Source organism: Paraburkholderia sp. BL23I1N1 (assembly GCF_003610295.1).
GTDB lineage: Bacteria > Pseudomonadota > Gammaproteobacteria > Burkholderiales > Burkholderiaceae > Paraburkholderia.
This window is the reverse complement of sequence record NZ_RAPV01000001.1, coordinates 5,265,697-5,290,045: the sequence shown is the minus strand read 5'-3', so window position 1 is coordinate 5,290,045 and position 24,349 is coordinate 5,265,697. Positions and strand designations below refer to the sequence as shown.

Here is a 24,349-nt window from a genome sequence, read left to right as displayed (position 1 = left end):
TTTCGGCGCGGCGTCAGCGGAAATAGCGCGCTGGCGTGTCGCCGAAGGCGTCGCGGAACACCGCAATAAACGAAGACACGTCGTTGTAGCCGACTTCGAGCGCCACGTGCGTGACGCTCGCCCCGGCGCCGAGGCGCTCCAGTGCAACCAGCAGCCGCAGCTGCTGCCGCCACTGGCCGAAGGTCTGCCCGGTCTCCTTGACGAAAAGGCGCGCCGCCGTGCGCGCGGTCACGCCCGCGGCCTGAGCCAGATCGTCGAGCACAGCCGGTTCCGCCGGATTGGCGTTCAACGCGTCAGCGATCCGCTGAATTCGCGGATCGCGCGGCCAGTGCAGCGCGAGAGGCACGGTGGGTAATCCAGACAGGCGGTCCAGCAAGACTTGCAGAAGGCGCTCAGCGGGCGGGTCGAACGGTTTGTCGAGCGGCAGTTCGGCTGCGGCACTCAGCAACGCTTCCGCCAGACGGTCGAGCGCCAGCGCGACGCTTTGCGAAGGCAGCGGCGCAGTATCTGCATCGGCATACAGCGAATGGAATCGCACCGGCTCGGCGGCCGACAGGTAATGCTGCACGTTCGCCATCAGCCAGAGCGCGTGACCCGGCGGCACGACCCATCGCCCGGTTTCGGTGCGCACGGTCAACACGCCGGCGCTCACGTGGATCAAGCGCGCGCGGCGATAGGCGCGCCACGGCTCGTCCAATGCGTCGTAACGCTCGTCGACCGCGAATACCGGACGCGCGACATTGTCCGGATCGAAGGCTTGCGTCATGAATGTCCGTTTTGCCCGGTTGTTGTAAGAAACATCGCAAGATTAGCATAGCCTTGGCGAGACGCTGTTCGAGCCGGGCAGGTCTTGTTGTACGAACAATTTGCGCCAGGTTGCCAGTAGAATCGCGGCTTCAAACGGTCCGAGCCCAATGAACTACGCATCCATCCTCGAACAGATTCATCGCGATCTTCAGCCTTATCTGGGCACCGGCAAGGTCGCCGATTACATTCCTGAACTCGCGAATGTGCCCGCCGACAGTTTCGGCATGGCGATCGTCACGGCCTCCGGCGAAGTGTTCCGCACCGGCGCCGCCGACACGCGCTTTTCCATCCAGAGTATTTCCAAGCTGTTCGCCTGCACCATGGCGTTCCGGCTACTCGGCGACGAACTCTGGCAGCGCGTGGGACGCGAGCCGTCCGGCAACGCCTTCAATTCGCTGGTCCAGCTCGAAGCCGAACAGGGCAAGCCGCGCAATCCGTTCATCAACGCGGGCGCGCTCGTCGTCACCGACGTGTTGTGCCGCCGTTTCGTGCAGGCCGAAACAGCGCTGGTCGAGTTCATGCGGCGGCTCACAGGCGAAATCAGCATCGACTACGATTCGCGCGTTGCGCAGTCGGAGTTGCAGCACGCTCACCGCAACCGTGCGATGGCGCATTTCATGGCGAGCTTCGGCAACATGGAGATGCCGCCGGAAGTGGTGGTCGACGCGTATTGCCGGCAGTGCGCGATTTCAATGAGCTGCGTCGAGCTGGCGAAGGCGGCGCTGTTTCTGACCAATCATGGGGTGGTGCCCGCCACCGGCGAGCGGATTCTCGACACGAGCTCCGCCAAGCGGCTTTCCGCGCTGATGCTGACCTGCGGCACCTATGACGCGGCGGGCGATTTCGTCTACCGGGTCGGCCTGCCGGCGAAGAGCGGCGTGGGTGGCGGCATTGTCGCGGTGCTGCCGGGCGAGATGGCGGTGTGCGTGTGGTCGCCGGGGCTCGATAGCAATGGCAATTCGCTGGCGGGGGTGAAGGCATTGGAATGGCTGACCACACTTACCGGGCAGTCGATTTTTTAATACCGCCGATGCGGGTAACTGACTGGTCCGACTGGATATCGACGGAAGTCAGTGGGTGTCGTGCCCCGCAGGCGCATGGTTTGCGATGACAACGTTCACCGTGAGACCGCCGCGAACGCCGCCTGACAATCACCACGATCTCAGACGGCGTATCGCGTTCAATCATTCCTTGCTGGACTTTGCTGCGGCTTGCTCGATCAGCTTCGCCACTTCGGCCGGATGCGAAATATAGGCCACGTGACTCGAGTTGATCTCGACGGTCGTGCTCCCGGCGCGCTTCGTCATGAAGCGTTCGAGATCGGGATTGATTGCGCGGTCTGCCGTCGCCACGACTGCCCAACTCGGCTTCGTTTTCCATGCCGGGTTTGTGATCGGCACGCCAAACGACTGGGCAGCCGGCATCACCTGCGAGATCGCCATGAACTTTGCTTCGGCGGCGGGTACGTCGGCGGCAAAATCCGTATGGAACTGGGCCTGGTCGAGATACAGGTAGCCGTCTGCGGTTGCCTTGATCGCCTTGGTCGCGGGCGGCATTTTTTTTGTCAGATCCATCGGGCTTTCGCCGGCATCGGGCTGAAACGCAGCCACATAAACCAGGCCAGCCACCTTCGCGTCGTTGCCGGCCTCGGTCACCACCGCGCCACCGTAGCTGTGGCCGACGAGGATGCTCGGACCGTCCTGCGCATCGACCACTCGCGTGGTCGCCTTCACGTCATCTTCGAACGAAGTTTCCGGCTCTTGCACGACGGAGACCTTGTAGCCGTCGCGCGTCAGGATTTTCGACACCGCCTGCCAGCCCGAGCCGTCGGCGAAAAAGCCATGCACCAGGACGATGTTTTTGACGGGTGCAGCAACCGCTGCGTGTGATCCCAAGGCCGCGGCGGAGAGAGCGAGTGCGGCGGCGACACGGCTTACGTATGAGGAAGTCTTCATTTTCATGCTCCAAAAAGTCAGGTAAGTGTTGCTGGTAAACGCGTTTGAATTTTGTTAACTTCGGCGAACCCATTGCGCCGGAGTCCAGATGAAGTGTGTTGTAGAGCTGAGCGAAGCCGAGGAAAAGACCTTGCAACAGATGTCGTTGAACCACCAGCATCGCGACATGCGCATCCGGGCCGCGGGCGTGATGATGCTCGGCCGCAAGATCAAACTGACTGAAGTGGCTGCGCAGCTCAGCGTGAGCGGGCAGTCGGTCTACAACTGGGCGCGCGCGTGGCGGGAATCCGGCATATGTGGGCTGCTGGTCGGTCATAAAGGCGGACGTCCCCGTTCGTTGTCTGAAGCCATGATCGCCACCGCCATCGAGGCGGCCAGCGCCGAATTGATGACGCTCAGACAGATTGCGCAGCGCGTTGAAGAAGCTCATGGTGTGCCGTTTCCCTGCCGCCTGGATACCTTGTCGACTGCGCTCAAACGAGCGGGGTTTTCCTACAAGCGTGGTCGCTATTCGCTCAAAAAAAGCGTAACCCCGAGGAGTTCGCCGTGAAGGCCTCCACCCTCGCGAAGCTACAGCAGGCCGCACTCGACGGTGCGTGCCAGCTGTTCTACTTCGATCAATCGGGGTTCAGTGCTTCGCCCCCGGTGCAGCGCGGCTGGTCGCCCATCGGCGAACCGCATCGTGTGTTCCCGCAACCGCACTGCAAACGCTCCGTCCTTGGTGCACTGGATTTCGGCGCCAACCTGCTGACGTATCACACCAGCAAGACCACGATCAAACGCCCCGATGTCGTGCAATTCCTTGAGCAGATCGCGCGGAAAAGCACGCCCGGTCTGACGACCGTAGTGGTGCTCGACAACGCCTCGATCCATCACAACATCGATCAGGAAACAATCGACCGATGGTTTCTCGAACATCGCATGGTGCTGTTCTATCTGCCGCCCTACAGCCTCCGAGTAGACGGGGACGTTACCGCCCCCATCCCTCACAGATCCGGACGAGCCCAATTAAGGCATCCGGTTCTTCATTGCACAGATTCGCTCACTTATTTATGGGTATAGCAGTGCACAATTCGAGCGGGTGGCAAGGGAAACCTCGTGAGTATCTCTTTGAATGCGGCCCATGGAATGGTGCTTTTGGACGATCTGCTCGATAGCCACTTGCGCCAACAGTGGGCGGCGAAATATCTTAGCCTCCCGATGCGCTTGGCGTTACCGCTGATGCCAAAGTAGGCGTAATGCCCCTTGAGCATCCTGCCGAGCTTCTGATGCTGATCCCTGATCGGCCAGTGCCGCATGGCGCGACACTGCTGGTTGATCTCCTTCAGGGCGCGAGCCAAGCGATCCTTGGCCGTCAGTTGCCCTGGCATCGGCCCTCCCTTCCTCGATTTCACCCAGACATGCGTGAACCCGAGGAAGTTAAAACTCGTCGCTAGCGCCTTATCGTCCTCTTCCTTCGCAGACTTCGGCCTGTAGCGGAAATCGACCATGGCGGTCTTGTCCGGGTGAAGCTCCAGCCCGTATTTCCCAAGCCGCTTACCCAGCACCTCCAGCACTCGCTGCGCGTCATCCTTATATGCAAATAGCATGACAAAGTCATCCGCGAAACGCACCAGCGTGCTCGGCCCTCTCAAGCGTGGCTGCACCTCATTGCTGAACCATTCGTCGAGCACATAGTGCAGGAATACATTGGATAACAATGGGGAAGCAACACCGCCTTGAGGCGCGCCCGTTTCGGAAAAGGACAACTGTCCACCTTCCATTACACCCGCCTTCAACCACTTATCGATCAGCCTTCTGACTATCCCGTCAGTGACCCGTCGGGCTAAAAACTCCCTCAGTTTTGCGTGCGAGATGCTGTCGAAGAATTTCCGAACATCCACATCTAACACCCATCGCCCACCATTCTTGGTGATCCCGCTTCTGATCGCTTGCAGCGCGTCGTGCGCGCTGCGTCCACGGCGGTAGCCGAAGGAACTGTCGCTAAAGTCGATCTCATAGACCGGCTCCATCAGCAGAACGATGGCACGCTGTGCCACCTTGTCCTCAAAAGAAGGAATTCCAAGACCGCGTTGACCGCTGCCATCTGCCTTGTCGATGTAATGACGGCGAACCGGCGGCGCACGGTAGCTGCCCGATTTGAGCCGGTCGATCAGGCTGGTCAGATTCTGCTCCAGATTGGCAGCGTAATCTTCTCCGGTCTGACCGTCGACTCCCACCGCGCCATCCTTGCGCGTGCAGTCGTATGCATACCTGACCCATTCATAGTCGATGTGATGGGCCAAGGTGGTCAATGTCATCGCCGGGTTGTTTCTCGCCAGCTCGGCTATTCGTTCCTGTTTCGTTGACACGCTTTCAGGCTTCAATGTTCCTCCGTGTTTCTCATGAACGATTCTGTACAACGACGCCTCCCTTTCCTCGACCGGGTCCGCCCGAGCGGCGTTCCCCGGCGTCATCAGTACTATGAAGGCGCTAAGACTTCCTGTGCCGAATACGAGGTCGCTTATGGATTCGCTTGCTCGCTCCAATCCTTCCTCTCCTCGTTTTGCTCCTTGCGGCGGAGAGCCCCGCAAGGTGTGGCCCGGTTTATATCGCCCCGTGCCTCAGGGCCCTACAAGATCGGTCGAACACAGGACCTCCCAGGTTCCTGGGGAATCCATCCTCGCACCTTTGCCCTGCTCTCGGACCCCGGTCGGTCTGGCGAGCCTCACCATTACGGCTCGCACAGTGCTGTCCCCAGTGTTCGGAAAGTGAAGACACCAACAGTTGATTATCTCGAGGCTCAATCACATGGCTTCGGTACCTGCTGCCTACGCTTCAAGTAGTGCGTCACCGCACTCGCATGCAAGGCTCGCTTCCGGCTGGTGGCTAGCCTTTACCGGGAGGGAGTCGAACCCTCTGGATTCCAATGACTGGTTTCCGCAATACACACTTCCTCCAATCCCAGGCTTCGCCTGGCGCTACCGAACTGAATCTCATCGAAATCCTCTGGAAGCACGCCAAGTATCACTGGCGCGGCTTCGTCACCTGGACCAAGGAAACCATCGATGCCGAGGTCAAAAAACTGCTCGACGGATTCGGCTCAGATTTTCAAATCAGATTTTCGTGAACACTTAACTAGAGAAGTCGACACAGAGTAATTCCCTCGTCGATGCAGCCATCCTACTAGTAGGATGGCTAAAACGCAAGAAAATCTTCAAGGCTGGAATTCGGTAGCCGCTCCGCGTAGACTGCCGAGTATTCAACCGACTAGATGGTAGGCAAAATGACAGCAACTGGGGACGTTACCGCGAACAGGATCATTGAAGCGGGACGGCAACTTCTCATACGTCGCGGCTATAGCGGGTTTAGCTATGCCGACGTCGCCGACGCAATCAATATTCGTAAGGCGAGCATTCATCACCACTTTCCCTCGAAAACAGATCTCGTGATCGCGGTGTTGAAAGAGTGGCGGGCAGTGTTTGACGACGACATGGCGGCACTTCAGGCCAGCGGTGCCGACCCTCTTGCGCAGTTGCGTGCCTACATCGGCCATTGGGAACGCTGCATTGCGGACGATAGTGCTCCGTTCTGCGTTGCCGGCATGCTCGGTGTTGAACTCCCGTCGCTGCCCGAGGAAGTGGCGAACGAGGTGAAACCGTTTTTCGATAACCTCACTGCGTGGCTTGAGCAGGTGCTCGAGTCAGGCGTGAAAAACGACCTTATCAAACTGGGTTCGTCGGTTCAAACCGAGGCGGCCACGCTCGTGTCAGTAGTCTACGGTGCAATGCTCGCGGCGCGGGCTTATGGCAACGTCGCGCTATTTAAGGACGTCACCGAAGCCGCAGTCGAAAGACTCGTGAATGCGGACAGGTTGGCAGGGTATTGAGCAAGCGGCAATCCGCTTCGTCTATGACAGGTTCAAAAGTATCCGAAGACCATATCGCGTCAGTACACACTTCCGAGCACTGCAGCATGTGGATAGAGCCATGGCATTCCGCGACGACATCGTCGCGGAACCCTGCTTTTTGAAACTGACCATCAACATTGCTCGTGAAAACGGCTGCGCCACGCGGCATGTTTTCCGCCCAGCGAAGAAGTACCTGAAAGTCGTTGTGGGGTACGGTGCGCCGATAGAGTTGAAGCCGGTGACCATAGAAGCCCCACGATAGAGTCGGGGATTTGACGAGTGTGCGTGGATTCGCCATATCCTGGAAGGTCAGTTGATGCATTCGCAACGCCGGATAAGACCGCTAAAACCCTTCTGCTCCTCGAAAGTCCGGCAGACCCGAGTCCACTCCCATACCCGCACCCGCAGTGATGAGCAAACCGTCCGCCTCGCGGATCCACGAAACCGCACGCTTCAATTTCTCGACTTCGTCCATGAATCAGCTCTTCTACGATTGAACCATTGCTTCGCGGTGGTCGGAATTTACCCATGCATGTGCGCTCCGGGGGCAACAATGATCCGGTGCGGTTATCGCTTGAGCAAGCGTATCAAATTTGCCGCCCGCCCGTAAAAGGCTAGATTGTGTTGGAAAAGTCTTGTTTTGGCTCGAAGCGCTGGAGTTAGCAGCACGTTTTCGAGTTGTGGCGATCAGCGAAGCGGCAAACTTGAACGAGGCAAACATCCTTAGCCCACAGGAGTCATCCTTCCGCCCTGAAATCTCCGACTAACTGACGGCGCTTTAATGCGCGATCTATTGCAAAGCGCCGGAGTACCCGTTCGCACACTTCTGACTGAGTTCCCACCCGATTGGAACAATCCGCGGCACGAGAACACGTTCGCACTTTGCGATCATGGTACAGCCTTGTGCACTGGCAACTCGCGTCTTCGCAGGACGCAATGCAGGCCAATCCCCCCCTTAAAAATTGTGCGTCGCACAACGAAAATTCGTGTTGCCGCAGACTTTGTTGTCTCTGAACGCCCCTTTTCCGCTTCCCGCAGACTTTGATGTCTGCCCATAGATACAAAAATAAGTTTGACAAACTATCTTTAGATATATATCTTACAACACATCTTAAGATATAAATGGGAGTACCCAAGATGCGTCATCACCATCGTTTTTCCCGTTCGCGTGGCGCGGACGAAGGTTTTTTCGCAGGGCAAGATCGCCCGTCGTTGCATGCGCTTTGGCATGTGTTCGCCCGTCATTACGAGCTCCGCGGCGAGCGCGGCGGTGAAGGTTTTGAACGCCGTCATGGTGGACGCGGCGATTGGCACGAGTTTCATGACAACGAGCGTGGCCGTGACGGGCGACACGAGTTCCGAGGCCACGAGCGCGGCAACGATGGCGGCCGGCACGAATTCCAAGACGACGAACGCGGGCATGGCGGTCGCGACGACCGCGACGGCTTCGGTCACGGCCACCTCTTCGGCCATCACGGCCACGACCGCTTCTCGCTTCACGCACTGTGGCACGCCATCGGCCGCCATGATGACCATCGCGGCGGTGGCCGTAGCGGGCGCTTCGGCGGTGGCGGCCCGAGCGGCTTCGGTGGCGACGGCGACGGTTTTCCGCGCGGCCGCAAATTCAGCTCCGACGATCTGCAATTGCTGCTGCTCTCGATGATCGACACACAGCCGAGCCACGGTTACGAGCTGATCAAAGCGCTCGAGACGCGTTCGAACGGTTTCTACAGCCCGAGTCCGGGGATGATCTATCCGGCGCTCACGTATCTGGAAGAACTCGGCTACGTGACCGTGCAACTCGAAGGCAATCGCAAGCGTTACGAACTGTCGGAAACGGGTCGCGAGTACCTGGCCGCAAACCGCGACCGCGTCGAATTGATGCTCGCAAAAATGGCGCATATCGCCCGCAAGATGGATTCCGTGCGCCGCGCGTTTGCGGGTGAAGAGCCGGCCGACATCAGCGAAGGCGGCTGGCTGCCCGAGCTGAACGAAGCACGCCGCGCGCTGAAGCATGCGCTCCTGCGCCGTGACAACGCGCCGGCGGCCGAACAACGCCGCATCGCCGCGATCCTGATGCGCGCGGCGAACGAAATCGAAGGCAAAGGCAATCCCGGCAGCGATCAAGGCGGTGATCGAGGCAGCAAGCCGGCCGCTTGAGATCGCGCTATCCGACACTCGCATGCGAAGGTGGCCGTGAGCCCCTTCGCGTGCCCATCAAACCAACAGGAGTGGCGCCCTTATGCTGACAAATGACAACCGGGCCGATCTGACGGTCTATCGCGTACGGCATCCGCTGAAGTTCCGTCTGTTGCAGGTCAAAGCGGTGCGCTCGCTAACCCCGCATCTGATTCGCGTCACTTTCACGGGCGGGGATCTGCACGACTTCGTCTCCGCTTCGTTCGACGATCACATCAAGGTGTTCTTCCCCGAACCCGGCGCCGACAAACCCGTGCTGCCGGAAGCCGGCCCCGACGGTCCCGTGTTTCCCGCCGGCCAGCCGCGGCCGATTGCCCGCGATTTCACGCCACGCCGCTTCGACGCTGAAGCGCGTGAACTGGACATCGAGTTCGCCATGCACGAGGCCGGCCCGGCTGCAATGTGGGCTGCACAAGCCAAGGTGGGCCAGTATCTCGGCATTGGCGGCCCGCGCGGCTCGCTGGTGATACCGACTGGCTTCGACTGGCATCTGCTGATCGGCGACGACACCGCGCTGCCGGCCATTGCTCGCCGCCTCGAAGAGTTGCCTGCGGGCACACGCGTCGCGGCGGTGATCGAGGTGGCCAATCCGTCGGCACAGATCGAATTCGCGACGCAGGCCGAACTGCATGTCGTCTGGCGCCATCGCAACGAATCGGACTATCGCGGCGAGGCCTTGCTGCAAGCGGTACGCGAAATCTACTTGCCCGAAGACGGTGAAGGCTACGTATGGGCCGCCGGCGAATCCGCGACGATGCGTGCGGTGCGCTACCACCTGTGCACGGAACGTGGCGTCGATAAGTCGCGCATTCGCGCGGCCAGCTACTGGAAACAGGGTGCCGAAGCGGTACACGAATCGCTCGACGATTGAGCGTCTGCAGCGTATGCGCAAGGAACTGCGTGCGTCGGGCGAGCGGCGTGAGCCGTGTGAGCTACAGGGGCTGCATGAGCCGCGCGAAATGCTGAGGCCATGCGGGAATGCGTGAACCGCGTTGGCCAGATGAGCCCTGCCAGATGCGTGAGCCACTACAAGCGCCGTGCTTCAAACAACAACAAGGAATTAACCGATGTATTCAATTAGCACAAAGCACGAGCGTCGTTTGCTATGGCTGCTTGCGCTGACGCAGTTCACCATCATCATGGACTTCATGGTGATGATGCCGCTCGGCCCGCAGATCATGCACGCATTCAGCATTACACCTGGTACGGGAACCATAAAACTTTAACTTTGAAGTTAACTGCTTCCTTTTTGCGGTCAAAACACGTAGCCGGGCCCGAGTTGCACCAGTGAGGTGCGTCAAGCATTACCAAAATTTTTCATTAAACTTTCACTAATGCGGAGCTTTGTCGCTTCGTGTGAAGGCAATGCGTTTAAGTTTTTCCTGAGGGGAGCCGCCTCGTTGTACTCTAACGACGAGATCACACACGATGGCCGCGCTCAATGGACCCACCCGCATCTGTCTGGGTCCGTCATCGAGAACAACCTTCGGGCCACATCATCTGATCGCTGGCCTAAGGAGCCAGATGCAGCGCGATCAGGAGCGAACCGCTTGGGGCCGGCAGTTTCGGACCTGCGGCGAGACAGCGAACGCGGTTATCAAGCGGGATATCAAAGGCATCAGCCACCCGGATCTGTCGACGAAGTGGCAGCCACGCAGCGCACGTTTCAACGCGCTTATCGTTTCTCGCCGCTCTCCCCATCCACCTGATTCAACTCTGTCCTTCTGTCGTCGGCGTCTATCCGTCCTCGGGCTTGCCCCTATTCATCAATGGCTTGCGGCAACATTGCGACTTGCCGCACGGCGTCCTTGATTATTGAACGCTTCCAATCAGTCGAAAATCGCCCAACGCCTCCACATTCCACGTCGACTTGCCTTCGGCCGGGAGTGATACCACGTGCCGCACATGCCGTGATGAATGCGATAACCTTGGCCTGGTATCTTGCTTTCTCCGCCCGAGCCTCCCCACGCACGAATTCTGCATGCATCTGCGCAAGACGTGATGCCAACTCGCGCTCGCGTCTCCACACCGTTATCGCTGTTATATTCAGGCTTGCCGCTACAGCACCGACCGACTGCCTTCCACCATCTGCGAGTGCGTTGTTGAGGCGTATCACAAGATCGGCTCGCAACTGTGACCGACGCGACACTGATCGCTGAATCTCAAAACTCGGCTTTCGCCTCGCACCGCCCTCCAGATCAAACTTGTTAGTGACGAAGATCTGCTCCATGGTCGCGCCTGTCGCATAACTTGCGCGAACGAACAGATGCAATGGGGCGGGAAACGTACCGGCGGAAAAATGCACGACCTGTGAAGGCAAGATTCCCAATGCGCGCCCCATCTGCGCAGACGATCCATAAAAGAAGACATCACGTAGCGCGCGCACTGCCACTTCCGAGGGGATTAGATCGATGTCGTCTCTGACGTTGGACAGCGACAGCGCCTCTTCAACGGTGCGCGAAACGAAGATGTCCAGCGCACCGATAGACGTTGACTCGTCCTGAATCAGTCTCCCCAGCCACTTCCCGCATCCGCGACAGCAACCTACTCGTGTAAAGGCGCCGAATGATGGTTGCCGACCCCGCCCACAATGCGGACATTGAACCTCGAGATGTACGCAGTGATGGGGGCAAACGACTACATCCGCGACACGCCACACAAGGGGTTCATAGACTGTCTTTCCGTGACGTAAGAAATCGTCTAGACAGATAGGGCACCATGCACGGTGTGTTCTGACCAGGGCTCGCGGTGCGAGCGTCTGACGCCACGGCAACAGCGTCGCACGCCGCAAATCTGAGCGATTCAAGAGCGAGTTCATCGCTTTCGCCCAGGCCGCTGCGGCCTGTAGCATCCCGTCCACGGTTCCGTTCACCGGGATACCCTGCCCATCAGGCATCGGGCGTCCCTCGTAGATGCGCGGCGCAATAAGTTCGCGATAAAAATCGCGAAATGGAACCGACAGACGCTCCGCGCACCTCAGGGCCAGGCTACTGAGCTGCTCTCCTCGCCCCCCAGCCCCAGTTGCAAGTTCGATGTCCATGCCGCCCTCTTAATACACTGATGTTGCCCGCCGTGATATTAATCATGGTAGGCATCGGGAAACGATGTCCGGATGTTTCGCCCAGAAACGAATAGTTCTACGACTTGTAGCCCTGGAAGACAAGCCCCTTCAATCCTCGTTGAACACTGTTGTGGTCAGCCTCTGCGAAGGCACTCGGTGTCACCTCGCTATCAAGCAGACGTGGAAGATCTGCAATCCTTACAAGCGCCCATGTAGGATTAATATCAAGATCTCTGGTTTCCTTGTAGCATAAATAAATCATGAGCGTAGACATGGAACAATTCAGGGTCACTGCCAACCACCTGGATGCCGTCGAAATGGAAGCGTTGCGCGCATAAAAGACCAAAATCTCATGGGCTCAAAACGCAGACCTTCCTATTTAATGCGTGCTCATGCAGTCAGCGGACACTTGATTACGAACCATCCCGGATAAAATTCGGATTTCGAGAGCCTTGGCGTGTCAGATGGGTCTTCCCTTCAGCCCGTTTCCACTCTTCATCGAGCAAGTCTTTGACGCATTCTCGATCGAGGTGTCTGGTGTCGACCCCAGACATTTTGGCTATTTTCTCGAACGACGGATACACCCCGTCTGCGATTAGCGTCCTGAACGCATCACGCATTTTCATTAACATATCCTGTTTGTGGGCTGCTGCTTTTTCTAGTCTGAAAATTTTTCCTCTCTGGGCGATTCGGGCGACGGAATCCGGAAAATGCCTATGTGCTGAAGTTTCGTCTATCTTAACCAGCTTGCAGGCTTTTTCCACGTTGGTGCATGCGGGGTCCATAGCAAGCTTTTCAAACTTGCGCCCAATTGACTTCCAGTTTCGTCGTGGATTTCGCGGCGACACATCTATTCTCGCACTGGAGTCACTGCTACTCCTCCAAGACTCAACCTGACCAAGAATCACTCGATGAAGCGGTTGACGCGAGACAGCAGCCACCGTTGCCAGAACAGAGAGTTGAGGCAACGACGGTACGCGCCTGTAGGCCAAGACTGTTATAGGCGAAATGTCAAACTTCGAGATCAACAGGTCACGCACCGCACTTACCGTCACCAACTTCCGCAAGGTTGAGTGCCCGTCATGCCCGTCGCTCTCGAACTCGGCAGTCAGTGCCAGCAAATTCATGATCGCCCGTGACACCTTGACCTCGCACGGGTCAGCACTCGGGAGGCTACGGGCGGCTTCCCTAGTTCCGAGCCACGCGCCGCACCGGTTACAACACCCCACTCGAGCAAAAGACCCAAGTACCCGTTGTCGCAGCGCTCTGCACATGTAGCAAACTTCAACCAGGTCGACCCGGTGTACCGGACACACCTTGACGGCGTATAGACGCCATAAGAGAGGCTCGTACACACATGGCCCAGACAGCATTGAAAAGAGACACATGGGACACCAGGCCCGGTATCGACGCAGCAGGCGCCTCTCAGACAAAAGCCCAGCAAACGGAAGAAGCGTGCACGCCTCAATGCGACCTGAGGCGGCCAGACTTCTCAGCGGATCGAGATACAGTTTTGCGATGGCGCCTGATCCATCGATTCCGGGAAAACCACTCTGATGCAAGCGTTGTGCGGTGACTCTAGGCGCCGAGTTGGGTGGTACTGGCCGCCCGTCAAACCCCCATCTCATCAGTTCTGAGAAACCGACCGACACGCGCTCAGCCGCACGCTTCCAGAGCGACGACGATGCCTCAACGAGACCGGTGCCAACGCTTAACGGTTCGACCAGGTCCAACTTACTCGTAGGGATGGTTGGGTGCATTGGTATTTTTTGTCGCTCCAACCCGGCTATCCCTTTTGCCTTTTCGAGATCCCGGTACCTTTTTGGTGATGGCCGCCTCCGCCGCAGCAACAATGGGCCTGCCGGTCATATGTCGCTCCGCCGCGAGATCGGCTTCCGCGGCTTGCGAGAAGGAGTCGAGATGTTGCTTATACAGTGGCCAATCCAGCTCGCCATTTCCTCCGTGCTGGCTTAGCGCATCAGTCGTGAGTCGAACTGCCAAGCCACATCGACCGTCCACCCCTCGACGAATTTCCGCTGAGTGTGCCGAGAGACTTCTCGGTTTGCAGTACCTGGGACCAAGCCGCTTTTCCATTTCTTCGATGAAGACCTTGAAGCTTGCTTCGTCATTCTGACTATCCCCGTAGGGATCTTGCATCAAAACCTTGGTGCGCACTTTCAACTGCGTGTCATGCTCGACGATATGCCGGATGGCGGACGTTCCACCAATCACGAGTGGCTGCCTTGTCTGAGCGACAATGTACTTCAGCGCGTGAATGGCGCGATCAACTTGAAGCTGCGACAGCGTCACGGGGATCGTATTGCCCTCGTCGACGATGGTGACAAGCTGCTCCAGCTGAACGTTCTTGATGAAACTTTTCCACAGCGCCTCCTCCGCTGCTGCGCTTGAAGGGTTGGCAGGGACGCGCCGCGGTGCGCCCTCGGTAATATCGCCATACACGATCTTCTTCGATGGCAGGATCTCATTGCTTGACGCATACGCTTCGGTGATTGCTGCAGTCCAGTTGAACCGGCCTCGCGCGTCGGGAGGAGGCACTGAAAATCTGAAACACCCTCTTCGCTTTCCCGCCTGCTGCGCCAGTGCATCGGTCATCCCAGCTATCGATTCAAACAAGGTTGTTTTTCCGACGCGGGCTGGGCCGATGACGACAATCAGCAGATCGCGTGATCGTCCCGAGATAGCGTTCATGATAATTTGCTGGCTCAACACAAATCGGGTGTGCAGACAGACCCACGCGTTAAGGTCGTCGATTGCTTCGATTACATGCGCAGGCGTAAGGTTTAACTGCTGCACCATCGCTCCATAATCGATTTTTGCCATGAGATTCCTCCTTGTGGCGGTTAACGCTAGAAAGATAGCCTGGACGGACGTACTTTGATTTCCCAGTCCTCATCGTTTTTTCCCCCGTCAAGCACATCAGTATGAGAGTCGCCAGTGGCGGCATTGACAACTTCGGCGTCGACCGCTTCGCCCTCTGCCTGCGAGGCTGCCCCTCCAGCTATAGCAGCTTCGGTGCTCACAACCCGTTCGGCGGTGCACGGCGGTTTTGCGCACTCCTGGGCGACTGTGTCGGCGGTTACGCCTGCCATCGCATCCGCTCCGACAGTGGGCGGCGCATTGAAGTAACTGCTAGAACCTGGCTCAGTCTTAAGGAGAGACGGTGCGCGGTTCATCAGGCTGTCCATCTGCCGGGCAAGGTAATCGCAGCGCGCAGGATCGCGCTCCAGTTCCAGAAGTTTTTCTGCGAGCGCTCTCGCGATGAAGGCTGGGTCCCGGACGCCTCGCAGTCTCCCGAGCTTGAGTTCAGCGAGCACACCAAGCAGCTCACGCCGCGAATAAAGGGCAAAAAAATCGGTAAAGATACTTTTCGCATCTATCCAACCGATCTCCTTGCTTACATAAATGTAGACAAGACCGGGATGGATGAGATCGGGTGAAACATGCACGGTCTGGCCTCGGAATCGCTTCAGGTCTTCCGAGAAATAAGCCAGGTTATTCACCACCACATAACCTTCGTCCCGAACGGTCCGCCGTCCCTCATTCGAGGCACGTGGCATGCAAAGGCGTCGGAATGCCAATGTAAGTTCAATGGATTTTCGGTGTTCGGTACCAACTTCCGTTGCGATGCGTGCTTCGTAGTCTCTGATGGATTCGTCTCCTGTTTTCGCAGATCCCACTTCCATCTCCACCTCATCGAATACACCTTTGAGGTAAGCATTCAGTTGCGTGAGAGTCATCAGTTCCGGATTGCGCGCAATAAAGGTCCTGGAATAGTCATACAGGCTCTTCACCGCAACTGTGTTGCCCGCCAACATCTGCAATACCTGAACCGTGATCTTATGGTTGGCAGCCTCGACCGGGGCACCATATCTGGGATGATAAGCAGGGCGCCATAAAAGATGTGACTCGGCCTCCTGCAGGATTCGGTGCATAACGATGGAATCAAACTCGGGCGCATTGTCGACCACGATGAATCGCGGCAAGCACCCGTGCCTGTCGATACATTCGAACAAAACCGTTGCGACCGCTGCAGCACTCGGCGCTCCAAACGAAATGGTCCACGCTAGCTTCCTGCCAGTCGCTGCGTCGATCATCACCGAGAGCCACACCTGACACTTGAAACGCCGACCATTGGCCGAATTCTCGATTTTTATTCCCAGAGGCGTGTGGTCAATGTGCGCGAGAAAGAGCGGCACCCCGGCCTGATAAAGGCGATTTGCCGCACCGGGCCGAGTGAATCCCGCAACGGCATAACGCGCTGCACTACCGTCCCGAAATTGGACGAAGATGCTCCGGTCGTATTCCTTGTCTCGCGTTTTTGCAGTCCTCTCTGAAAAGAAAGGGAGACCAAGACGGAGCGCCAACGTGCTGAACATTCCGTGCGTGGCGCGAATACTCCATCGTTTCTTTAGGCGGTATTTCAGGAATACGTGATCCCAAAGCCGCTCGCTCTGTGGAAACCTCTTGATCCTACTACCGCGCTCGTGCCATAGGGGAATCAGTCCATATATTGCATTGCCGTACAGCACCCTGCCCGATTCCGCCTTTGACCGCCAGAGCGCTTTCGTTGAGGAGGGAATAGGTTTGCCCTCCCTCGCCGGGCCGCTTCCTGGCCACCAGTATGAGATCGGCTCAGAAAGGGTGGTCATCTTGTGCCGGGCATGGTCGTACGCTTCGGGCGACACCAATTGAATGAAATCTGGCTCGTGGTTGGATGTCGTGTCGGCTGATCGCTCTTTGCCCGCCGTATCGAGCGATAGAAAGCCGTCGCTCGCCGCCTTGGCCGCCTTGACGACGTCATACGCGGTGGCGTCCCTGTACACTGCAGACGAGCGCATGTCAGTCACGTCCTGCGACTGCAGCGGGAAGAACACGCGACGGGTAACGATCAGATAGTTTAGGTCGTCCGGGTAGATCAGTTGCCGCTCGATCAGTTCGCGCCGAGTGACGTATCCCCTGTCCTTTACCATCGCCACGACCACCGCACACGCTGCGGCATCCCGAATCTTGTAGTCAGGCTGACGGTAGGGGCTGAGCAACCCCATGTTCAACAAATACCATGGACCAAAATGTTTCTCCGTCACTATCTCGTAACGCAGGCCGTATTGCGACAAGCGGTCGATCACGGCAGGACATGTCCAATGTCCCTCATCCACCTCCTCATAAAGCGTATTGCCGCTCATTGCGCTTTTTTTCATCATCGAGGTCGAGAAGACATCGATGAATCCGCACCATTGGTCTGTTATCTTCAATAAAAATGGCCTGATGACGTCGACCTGTATGCGGGTACCGTGGCTGACCCCGTAACGAATACCACCAAATTCCGTTGGCCAACTATAGTATTCGAGACATGCCGCCTGCGGATCGTCTAGCTCGTGTAACAACGCTGACTGCAGTGTGACATCGTTGAGCCGGACCGCAAAACCCATCAGGGGACTGATGTGTTCGCCCCGCATGCGCCCGGCGCGCACTCGTGGCTTTGGCTCCAGGGGCTCCCCCTCCCGGATCGAGTGCACGAGATCAATTCCCCGCTTAGTCACGCATTGGCGCTTGAGCAACGCGTCGAGCATGTCAGCGCTGATTCGTTCCACGATGCGACACTCCGACGACTTCCGTTAGACTTGAATGGTTAAAACAGTGGCGCTTGATCATCACAAGATCGTCCAGAAGCACGTAAGGGCGGCTCGCAAGTTCGCAGCCCTCGCGTACGCCGCGACATTCGGCCTGACTCCACACCGCGGCAAGCCGTGGAGCGACTGCAACGCACATGCTCACTGGTAATTCAAGAACACAAAATCGCGCGCACTGCGAAGAGAATCTCGATCGACGAGGCGGCAACCACCTTTTTCTGATAGCACCGCGGTGTTTTCCATGCCGTCCATCCTTGGGATAATGCCTCGTGACTTACCGCGCACGGCGCATGACGTCGTGTCACCGACTGTCTGTTCGTGAGCGATGCGCTGGCCACACGAAGACGGAGGCACGCTCTATCCGGTAGGGATGATTACAGCATCGCTGAGCGCACCGATCAGGGTGTACTAGCTGCACATTAGCCGCTGACGGAGAACAGTCAAGCCACGCCAATTATCTGTGCAGCCCAAAACATGCCTCATGCGGTTCCTTGCCCACGCCCTTTCGATAACAAGGATCGATAAAAATATTTGATACGAAATTCGCCGCATTATATTTATTAGGTGTTCAAACTAATTTCCACCACTATGGAGGGCCCTGCTCAGTCTTTTTGTCAAATACGACCAACCGCATTTTCGATACCGCGTGTATGAATGATGGCGATCGCGCGTCGTGTAGGAAAATTTCTTTTAGGGACAGAGAGTGAAAAAAATTTTTAAAATGATTACTGAGTTGACTTGGCAGAGTACTATCATGGGGTCGGAGTGCACAACGCTCTGGCTTGGCGGGACGTAACCGCCGCTTGTTTGCACGCTATGACCTTACCCCGGCACTATCCTCTTCAATTGCCACTCGCATGGTGCAAACCTCGATGGAGAGCGAAGCCTAGTGCACCGTCACCGGGAAGCCGAAATTGTAATCGTCATCCAGCCGTTCGAGCGTCGGCTCAAGGACCGCGCCCTCCCCTGAGGTGAGATCAGGATGCCAAACGTCCATCGCTAAGGAGACGATGGAAGCTGCAGCCGTCGGCCTGCAGGCTGGCGAGCGTGACGGAGCCCTCTAGGCTCAAGCCTCACTCCTATTTCGATCTGGCGGCCATCCCGCCCTCCTACGAATAGCCGACGCTTTCCCTAGTCCGCAATCAGCGCAATGGGAAGTATGTCGAGGCGTTCCAAGAGTGCGGCGGAGACAATATATGTGCTCTCGATGAGTTTCCACACCAACCACACACTTTGAATGCGGTTGCACGCTGAGCACACACTTTTACGCAGGCTTGAATTTCGCACACGCCCAGCACGCACTTTGTCTCCGGAGCTACGCCCGTATGGGGATGCCGGGCCCGTAGTGCTTCCAAGCTTAACCGTGAATCCGGGTGTCGCAATGGACCAGATGTCGAATGCGTAGCGCCCTCGGAAACGCTGCCGTACACGAATTGACGCCCACCGGGTAGCGCATTTCCCGCCATGCTTCCAACGGGATGCGAGTTCCTGCCCAGCGCTACGATCGTGATTCGGTCTGTGCGATGAACCGTCGCGCCAAGCCGATCGACCTGCCTGCCCGAGCTCGACCTGTTTGCTCCATCGTGTAATTTGCTAGCCCCTCCGGAGGATGTGGTTGACGGAAACCATGTAACCTTCGGAAGATAGGCGTGCGAACGCCTCAAGAACCGCGGACCCATGCGTGCGTGGGTTCGCGGTTCCGTCCGTGCGACGTGCGGCCAGCATAAAAGCCGCAGTGCCGAAGGCAATTGCAGTAACGCCGAACACGTTGCTTGCTCCGATCGGCCAGGATAGGTAAACGAACGTCATGCCCGCCGCCGCCAGCCACGTCAACATGGTCTGCGCACGACCACGCCACACGACTCGCCTCGTGAGCTGCGCCGTATAGCAGCCGATGGCGATTGCGTCGAAGCAGGCGAAATACGCGTATAGGTACCCTCCATCGTCGCCTTGGTGAAAGTAACGATAGACAGGCCCGAGGACGATGCACGCGAGCCAGACAGCAACGAGCCGCACTTCCCGGCGAAACGCGAGGCAAAGCAGTGGAAATGAGAGGTAAAACATCTCCTCCACGGAAAGCGACCACAGCACGCCGAGCGCATAGTTTGTCCATCCGTGAGAACCGACGAGCACGTTCATCCAGAACGTCAACGAGGCCAGATTGACAAGCCAGAACGAAACCGGTGTGCCGGTCGGCGAATGATTCTGGAAAATGGCGATGCCGGCTCCTGCCAGCGCATTGACGACGGCCAACAACAGCAACAGGCACGGAACAATGCGCGCGATACGCAAGCCGTAAAACGCCCTGACATCGACCAGGCCGAGTTCAGACCAGCGACGCATTGCGTTCGCTGTGATCAGATAACCCGAGATCACGAAAAACATCGCGACTCCGTAGTTGCCGTTTCGCGCAACGGCCCGAACCGCCTCCCATCCGAATACGCGTGACAGAAAAGTGTCGTCGAGCCGATAGGCGATATTGAAGTGGTGAAACAGCACGAGCAGGATCGAGATGCCCCGGAGGTAATCGATCTTCCCGTTTCGCGTACCAGTGCAGTTCATGCTGCGTTAGTGGCCCACTGCAAGAGCGCCGCGCCCGCTTCGCGCAAAACGGCCTCGCGCGCGTCCATGCTGACGCCCGGCGCATCGTAGTAGACCGCGACGAGCAACGGCGCTTGCCCCGGCGGGCGCACGAGCGCATAGTCGTTGGTCTCCCTCTCGACGCTGGTTCCGGGCCGGTCGGCGGCTTGCCAACCGGCAGGCAACACGGCGCGAATCCGGTTGAGACCCGGCCTACAGTCGGTCATGCCACGTTCGAGTTGCACGCGCGAACTGGCACTCAACACATCACCGAGAAGAAGACGCTGCGCCGTGGTGGCGATAGCCCTCGGCGTAGTCGTGTCGAGCTCGCCGTCATAACGGTTCGAGTCGGGTTCGTCGCGGTCCGAGCGCGTAACGGTATCGCCAAGTCCGCGAGCGAAGCGGGTCAACGCCGCAGAGCCGCCGGCGCTGCGCATCAGCAGGATCGCGGCCGTGTTGTCGCTCTCCACCAGAACCGCCCTGCAGAGCGCGTCGATCGACATCGCACCGCGCGCGACGTTGGCCTTGGTCACAGGCGACGTGAAAATGAGGTCCTTTTCCGTGTAGTGGACGAGGCGATCGAGCTGCTCTGAGCCGCTATCGACTCGCGCCAGTATCTGCGCCGCGAGCATTCCCTTGAACGTGCTGCACATCAGGAAGCGTTCGTCGGCGCGATGGCTAAGCGTGCGTCCCGAGCCGGTATCGATGGCGAACACGCCGAGGCGGCCGCCATTCCTGTGCTCAATATCGGCGAGCGGCAATTCGGCTGCATGCAGCGCGGGAAAGACGCATGCCAGCGAGCAGCGGCAAACCAATCAACAGCTTTCGGCGCGTGATCGAGTGCCTCACGATGAAGTCCAGTTAGTCAGTGTGGAGAAAAACAATGAGCGCGGCGGACGTCACGCCAGCTCGCGGGCAAGCAGGAGACGACGGATGTTGATTGCGTCGCGCGCGGGGAACGCGGCTGGCCCGGCGTCCAGGAACACCATCGTCACGCTGTCCCGAGCCGGGCGCAGCCGCATGGTCAGGCAACGTCCGGCAGCGTCGGTGAAACCGGTTTTTGACAAGGCGATGTCCCAGCCCTTTTGCCCGACGAGCGGATTCGTGTTCTGGTATTCGACGAGCTTGCCGTCGATCGGCACAACGCTGCGAGGGTCGGTCGTGGCGCGCGCGATGGCCGGATAGCGAGCCGCCGCGCTCACCATGACCGAAACGTCCATTGTTGTCGACCGATTGAGCCGCGAAAGACCGGTTGGCTCGTCGATCGTCGTGTGCCTGAGGCGCAGTGCGACGATCTTGGCGTGCATCACGGCCTGGAACGCCGCGAAGCCGCCGGGGTACTGATGCGCCAGCGCATACGCGGCGCTGTCATTCGATGGCATCAGCGCGAGTTGCAACACCGCGTGGAGCGGCAGGCGCGTGCCGACCGGCAATCCTGTGAGGCTGGGTCGCAATGCTTCGTCGTCGCTGCCGTCTATGCCATCGCCACAGGCAAAGACATCCCTGTCGAGCTGCCGTTCTTTTCAAAGATCACCTTGAAAAATGCCTTGCTCTCCCTGCAGACGCTCGGGTTCAGGGTTGCCATCGCCCGAATCGAAGTTGACCCTGTCTTGCTCAACACGAAGAAATTCAAGACGGTTCGACCTCGACGCAGGCGTGGGTCGCCAGCGTCAGCCATGGCTCTGGTTTGATTGCGCGCCGCTCGCTAGCGTGGTCCCCTGCGACCCAATGCTCTCAACTTAAGCCTCGAAGGGCTTGTAAACGAGGCATGGCTCCGGTAAACTCGATCGCATAACTCACTGATAAATCAACGATATGAACTCAAATACCAGCGTCCTCAAGGCTTCTGGCTGAGTTCTCCGAATTCCTGTTCGATCCGGCGCTCGCCGATCGCGTGCGTCGTTCTCCCACCGCCTTTACCCGCAATCGCACACTGACCTTGCCGCGCATGGCCGCGCTGATGATGTCGGGCATGTGCGCCAGTGTGCAGGCCGAACTTGACGCGCTATTCGGCGCACTGGGAAGCCGCGGCGGGCGCACCCGCGCTGTCAGCGCACAGGCCTTCAGCAAGGCGCGACGGGGCGTGTCTGCCGAACTGTTCGAGCTGGCCCGCGCCCGCCTGATCTCGCTGGCCCAACCCCATATCGATTCGATGCGCTGGCACGGCCTGAGGCTGGTCGCCGCTGATGGCAGCCGCCTGCGTGTGGGCACGCGTCGCGGCCATGAACTGCGCGCCGATCACTACGCGTTTGCGCTATTCCTGCCGGGTTCCGAACTGACCCTGCACGCTGCACTTCATCCCGCCGACGGCGGCGAGCGGCAGATGCTGTTCGAAGCCCTCGATGTGCTGCAACCGCATACCGACCTGCTGCTGCTCGATCGCGGCTATATCGGCAACGCGATGGTGGCCGCGCTCGCACAGCGCGAAATCCCGTTCTGCATGCGCGTCGATGCGCGTAACTGGAAATGCGTCAGCGCCTTTGCCCGCAGCGGTAAAGCCGAGCGTGTGGTGACACTGGACGCGCCCGGCGAACTGGATGCCCGCGACTATGAACTGGCGCGTACGCCCACCACTGTTCGCCTGATCCGCGACGTCACGCCGGGCGGTCGCGTGCGGGTGCTGATGACCTCGCTGCTCGATGGCGGGCGTTATCCGGCGGCATCGTTCGGCGCGCTCTATCACCAGCGCTGGCGGGTCGAGGAAGCGTTCAAACGACTCAAGCACCGGCTGCGGCTGGAAGCCGTCACAGGCCTCGATTACCTGGCGTTACAGCAGGACTTCGGCGCAAAAATCCTCGCCGACAACCTGTTCACCCTGCTCAGCGATCTCGATGCGCCGCACGACGACAGACATGCCAGCCGTCCTAACCGGGTGTATGCACTGGGCGCACTCAAGCCCATCCTCGGCGCGTGTCTTCTGCGCATCCAGCGCTGCCTGGACGGCCTCGCCGGTGTGCTGGAAATGATCCGCCAGACCCGATGCCGGATACAGCCCTCACGCTCCTATCCAAGACCACCCCGAAAAGCCAAGCCCCACTTCCATCTCGCGTACAAACTTGCTTGATGCAGCGGAGCTTAAGTTGAGAGCATTGCCCTGCGACCCGCCACTCGGCGCGGGTCGACTAGCTGACGCATACATGTCCATGACCAGCCGGGTTCATTGGCCGGCGTCGTACGCCCATGCACTCGCGGCCCTGCCGCGGGAAGCGCTCGACCCGCTTGCGGCCTGGCGGCAATGGCCAAGGTCTCCCTGAGCGAGCCCAGCGCCGACGATCCTAATGCTGAGCTCGATCCAACCGTCGCAAAGTCCCGGCGCGAATCAACTCATGCTCCTCGTCGACCACAGCAGCGGTCGGCGTTATCCCTCCTTGCTCACAGTCTGAAACAAAGCGAGCGATCCCAGAATCGTCATTTGCACATAGACCTTGTATAGCCCTTTCCCTTTGCGGTGTCGCCATTTGACTCTCGTTCGCTCTCTTGTTGCCGTTCGCGAGATTATCCACTGACGCCTTATTTATCCCTTTAATTGCGTTTACAGCGAACGACAGATTGTCTTGATACAAGCGCATGATTCCGAGGCACGCTATGGCCCAAACCGTCGACGCCCCTACGGGTTCGCTCTCCCAACCAATTTCCCAAGTTAATTCTCAAATTGTCATGGCAGATTTATATTGTGACTATTTACTCAAATCGCATACTTTGACCAAGATTTACCAATTGATCAAACTAAATACGGAAGGCGCGATTGCTTTTGAACGCCGCGAATGGGAGTATAGCCGCTCGACAATAGAGTCGAAAATCAAAGAGACCATTGTTATGCCGAATGTATATGTGGAACCACTGCCCAAAGGCCGAGAAGGGCCGATCCAAGGATATGCTCTCGAATATGAGGGTGACCGTCCCGTGACCAGCACCACCTACAAGACGCAACAGGAAGCGATCGACGCGGCGAAGCGGCTCGGCCACAAGCCCCTCGTCGCTCATGTGCGCACGACAAACAAGGGCAAACCCGACCAATGGCGGCACGCCTAATCTGCGTCAAGCCCACTCCCAATGCCAGCCAGAGCGGCGCTTTTTCAGTGCTCTGGCTTCCCATGCAACTGCGGCGCCGGACAACCGAACCTCTCCGCAATGGCCTGGCGACTTCTATTGAGCGGAGGCACCATTCGCGCCACCGCTCTCGCCTCAATGCATTCCTGGGTTTGGC

The 24,349-nt window shown here is 58.4% G+C and carries 21 protein-coding genes and 2 pseudogenes; 11 read left to right on the top strand and 12 right to left on the bottom strand.

The features are described from left to right. Window positions 1-13: 13 nt before the first annotated feature. Window positions 14-766, bottom strand: coding sequence for an AraC family transcriptional regulator (locus B0G76_RS24750; protein ID WP_120294855.1), 753 nt, complete (start codon window positions 764-766; stop codon window positions 14-16). Between the two features lie 148 nt (window positions 767-914). Here B0G76_RS24750 and B0G76_RS24745 point away from each other — a divergent pair, with 148 nt between their 5' ends. Then, the gene (locus B0G76_RS24745) at window positions 915-1,829 is read left to right on the top strand and encodes a glutaminase (RefSeq protein WP_120294854.1); all 915 of its coding nucleotides are present in this window, start codon (window positions 915-917) and stop codon (window positions 1,827-1,829) included. Between the two features lie 162 nt (window positions 1,830-1,991). On the opposite strand, the gene B0G76_RS24740 is transcribed toward B0G76_RS24745, so the two are convergent. After that, the gene (locus B0G76_RS24740) at window positions 1,992-2,762 is read right to left on the bottom strand and encodes an alpha/beta hydrolase (protein WP_120296771.1); all 771 of its coding nucleotides are present in this window, start codon (window positions 2,760-2,762) and stop codon (window positions 1,992-1,994) included. Between the two features lie 88 nt (window positions 2,763-2,850). On the opposite strand from B0G76_RS24740, the gene B0G76_RS24735 reads away from it, so the two are divergent. Beyond that, entirely contained in the window at window positions 2,851-3,312 is a 462-nt protein-coding gene (locus B0G76_RS24735; protein WP_259460486.1) for a helix-turn-helix domain-containing protein, read from the top strand. Next, window positions 3,309-3,824, top strand: a complete 516-nt coding sequence (locus B0G76_RS43340; protein WP_220700746.1) for a transposase — start codon at window positions 3,309-3,311, stop codon at window positions 3,822-3,824. Before B0G76_RS24735 ends, B0G76_RS43340 begins: the two co-directional genes overlap by 4 nt. Here B0G76_RS43340 and ltrA read toward each other — a convergent pair. After that, entirely contained in the window at window positions 3,809-5,128 is a 1,320-nt protein-coding gene (ltrA, locus tag B0G76_RS24725) for a group II intron reverse transcriptase/maturase (RefSeq protein ID WP_220700747.1), read from the bottom strand. The two genes, B0G76_RS43340 and ltrA, sit on opposite strands and share 16 nt — an antisense overlap. Before the next feature lie 542 nt (window positions 5,129-5,670). Here ltrA and B0G76_RS24720 point away from each other — a divergent pair. Both B0G76_RS24720 and B0G76_RS24715 read left to right on the top strand, forming a co-directional pair. Further along, the gene (locus B0G76_RS24720) at window positions 5,671-5,871 is read left to right on the top strand and encodes a hypothetical protein (protein ID WP_120292536.1); all 201 of its coding nucleotides are present in this window, start codon (window positions 5,671-5,673) and stop codon (window positions 5,869-5,871) included. A gap of 156 nt (window positions 5,872-6,027) precedes the next feature. Beyond that, window positions 6,028-6,630 carry a TetR/AcrR family transcriptional regulator gene (locus tag B0G76_RS24715; RefSeq protein WP_120296769.1) on the top strand — a complete coding sequence of 201 codons (603 nt, stop codon included), beginning with the start codon at window positions 6,028-6,030 and terminating at the stop codon, window positions 6,628-6,630. Here B0G76_RS24715 and B0G76_RS24710 read toward each other — a convergent pair. Next, window positions 6,575-6,949: a Sir2 family NAD-dependent protein deacetylase gene (locus tag B0G76_RS24710; RefSeq protein ID WP_310793963.1), complete on the bottom strand. Its 375-nt coding sequence runs from the start codon at window positions 6,947-6,949 to the stop codon at window positions 6,575-6,577. The genes B0G76_RS24715 and B0G76_RS24710 overlap by 56 nt on opposite strands. A gap of 839 nt (window positions 6,950-7,788) precedes the next feature. On the opposite strand from B0G76_RS24710, the gene B0G76_RS44910 reads away from it, so the two are divergent. From B0G76_RS44910 to B0G76_RS24695, 3 genes and pseudogenes are all read left to right on the top strand, one after another. Then, window positions 7,789-8,811 carry a PadR family transcriptional regulator gene (locus B0G76_RS44910; protein ID WP_409076727.1) on the top strand — a complete coding sequence of 341 codons (1,023 nt, stop codon included), beginning with the start codon at window positions 7,789-7,791 and terminating at the stop codon, window positions 8,809-8,811. Between the two features lie 82 nt (window positions 8,812-8,893). Continuing rightward, a complete protein-coding gene (locus B0G76_RS24700; protein ID WP_120294853.1) occupies window positions 8,894-9,721 on the top strand; it encodes a siderophore-interacting protein in 828 nt (275 codons plus the stop codon). A gap of 196 nt (window positions 9,722-9,917) precedes the next feature. Beyond that, window positions 9,918-10,052: pseudogene (locus tag B0G76_RS24695) on the top strand (MFS transporter); the annotation flags it as partial. A 557-nt stretch (window positions 10,053-10,609) separates the two neighbouring features. On the opposite strand, the gene B0G76_RS24690 reads toward B0G76_RS24695, so the two are convergent. The 8 genes and pseudogenes from B0G76_RS24690 to B0G76_RS24660 form a co-directional block, all read right to left on the bottom strand. Beyond that, entirely contained in the window at window positions 10,610-11,890 is a 1,281-nt protein-coding gene (locus B0G76_RS24690; protein ID WP_120294852.1) for a TniQ family protein, read from the bottom strand. 434 nt (window positions 11,891-12,324) lie between these two features. Continuing rightward, entirely contained in the window at window positions 12,325-13,038 is a 714-nt protein-coding gene (locus tag B0G76_RS44050) for a hypothetical protein (protein ID WP_259460711.1), read from the bottom strand. Window positions 13,039-13,212: 174 nt separating this feature from the next. Further along, window positions 13,213-13,671, bottom strand: a pseudogene (locus B0G76_RS44905) (TniQ family protein); the annotation flags it as partial. Continuing rightward, entirely contained in the window at window positions 13,646-14,752 is a 1,107-nt protein-coding gene (locus B0G76_RS24680) for a hypothetical protein (protein WP_120294850.1), read from the bottom strand. The gene B0G76_RS24680 and the pseudogene B0G76_RS44905, both read right to left, overlap by 26 nt. A gap of 26 nt (window positions 14,753-14,778) precedes the next feature. Further along, window positions 14,779-17,523 carry a Mu transposase C-terminal domain-containing protein gene (locus B0G76_RS24675; protein ID WP_120294849.1) on the bottom strand — a complete coding sequence of 915 codons (2,745 nt, stop codon included), beginning with the start codon at window positions 17,521-17,523 and terminating at the stop codon, window positions 14,779-14,781. Between the two features lie 1,632 nt (window positions 17,524-19,155). Then, complete coding sequence (locus B0G76_RS24670) at window positions 19,156-20,124, bottom strand: acyltransferase (RefSeq protein WP_120294848.1); 969 nt, start codon at window positions 20,122-20,124, stop codon at window positions 19,156-19,158. Further along, window positions 20,121-20,903: a class A beta-lactamase gene (gene bla / locus B0G76_RS24665; protein WP_259460710.1), complete on the bottom strand. Its 783-nt coding sequence runs from the start codon at window positions 20,901-20,903 to the stop codon at window positions 20,121-20,123. Before bla ends, B0G76_RS24670 begins: the two co-directional genes overlap by 4 nt. 138 nt (window positions 20,904-21,041) lie before the next feature. Further along, window positions 21,042-21,596 carry a hypothetical protein gene (locus tag B0G76_RS24660; protein WP_183082137.1) on the bottom strand — a complete coding sequence of 185 codons (555 nt, stop codon included), beginning with the start codon at window positions 21,594-21,596 and terminating at the stop codon, window positions 21,042-21,044. On the opposite strand from B0G76_RS24660, the gene B0G76_RS43335 reads away from it, so the two are divergent. The 3 genes from B0G76_RS43335 to B0G76_RS44045 all read left to right on the top strand — a co-directional run bounded on the left by B0G76_RS43335 (window position 21,486) and on the right by B0G76_RS44045 (window position 24,174). After that, on the top strand, window positions 21,486-21,833 hold the full coding sequence (locus B0G76_RS43335) for a DUF6119 family protein (protein WP_220700774.1): 348 nt from the start codon (window positions 21,486-21,488) through the stop codon (window positions 21,831-21,833). The genes B0G76_RS24660 and B0G76_RS43335 overlap by 111 nt on opposite strands. A gap of 134 nt (window positions 21,834-21,967) precedes the next feature. Then, window positions 21,968-23,206, top strand: coding sequence for an IS4 family transposase (locus B0G76_RS24650; RefSeq protein WP_310793959.1), 1,239 nt, complete (start codon window positions 21,968-21,970; stop codon window positions 23,204-23,206). A 521-nt stretch (window positions 23,207-23,727) separates the two neighbouring features. After that, window positions 23,728-24,174, top strand: coding sequence for a hypothetical protein (locus B0G76_RS44045; RefSeq protein WP_259460709.1), 447 nt, complete (start codon window positions 23,728-23,730; stop codon window positions 24,172-24,174). Window positions 24,175-24,349 lie beyond the last annotated feature (175 nt).

What these genes read in the sequence shown, in the direction of transcription:
- B0G76_RS24750 (WP_120294855.1), bottom strand. Translation starts at nt 766, where the DNA reads ATGACGCAAGCCTTCGATCCGGACAATGTCGCGCGTCCGGTATTCGCG.
- B0G76_RS24745 (WP_120294854.1), top strand. Translation starts at nt 915, where the DNA reads ATGAACTACGCATCCATCCTCGAACAGATTCATCGCGATCTTCAGCCT.
- B0G76_RS24740 (WP_120296771.1), bottom strand. Translation starts at nt 2,762, where the DNA reads ATGAAGACTTCCTCATACGTAAGCCGTGTCGCCGCCGCACTCGCTCTC.
- B0G76_RS24735 (WP_259460486.1), top strand. Translation starts at nt 2,851, where the DNA reads ATGAAGTGTGTTGTAGAGCTGAGCGAAGCCGAGGAAAAGACCTTGCAA.
- B0G76_RS24720 (WP_120292536.1), top strand. Translation starts at nt 5,671, where the DNA reads ATGACTGGTTTCCGCAATACACACTTCCTCCAATCCCAGGCTTCGCCT.
- B0G76_RS24715 (WP_120296769.1), top strand. Translation starts at nt 6,028, where the DNA reads ATGACAGCAACTGGGGACGTTACCGCGAACAGGATCATTGAAGCGGGA.
- B0G76_RS24710 (WP_310793963.1), bottom strand. Translation starts at nt 6,949, where the DNA reads ATGGCGAATCCACGCACACTCGTCAAATCCCCGACTCTATCGTGGGGC.
- B0G76_RS44910 (WP_409076727.1), top strand. Translation starts at nt 7,789, where the DNA reads ATGCGTCATCACCATCGTTTTTCCCGTTCGCGTGGCGCGGACGAAGGT.
- B0G76_RS24700 (WP_120294853.1), top strand. Translation starts at nt 8,894, where the DNA reads ATGCTGACAAATGACAACCGGGCCGATCTGACGGTCTATCGCGTACGG.
- B0G76_RS24690 (WP_120294852.1), bottom strand. Translation starts at nt 11,890, where the DNA reads ATGGACATCGAACTTGCAACTGGGGCTGGGGGGCGAGGAGAGCAGCTC.
- B0G76_RS44050 (WP_259460711.1), bottom strand. Translation starts at nt 13,038, where the DNA reads ATGAATTTGCTGGCACTGACTGCCGAGTTCGAGAGCGACGGGCATGAC.
- B0G76_RS24680 (WP_120294850.1), bottom strand. Translation starts at nt 14,752, where the DNA reads ATGGCAAAAATCGATTATGGAGCGATGGTGCAGCAGTTAAACCTTACG.
- B0G76_RS24670 (WP_120294848.1), bottom strand. Translation starts at nt 20,124, where the DNA reads ATGAACTGCACTGGTACGCGAAACGGGAAGATCGATTACCTCCGGGGC.
- B0G76_RS43335 (WP_220700774.1), top strand. Translation starts at nt 21,486, where the DNA reads ATGCGCCAGCGCATACGCGGCGCTGTCATTCGATGGCATCAGCGCGAG.
- B0G76_RS44045 (WP_259460709.1), top strand. Translation starts at nt 23,728, where the DNA reads ATGGCCCAAACCGTCGACGCCCCTACGGGTTCGCTCTCCCAACCAATT.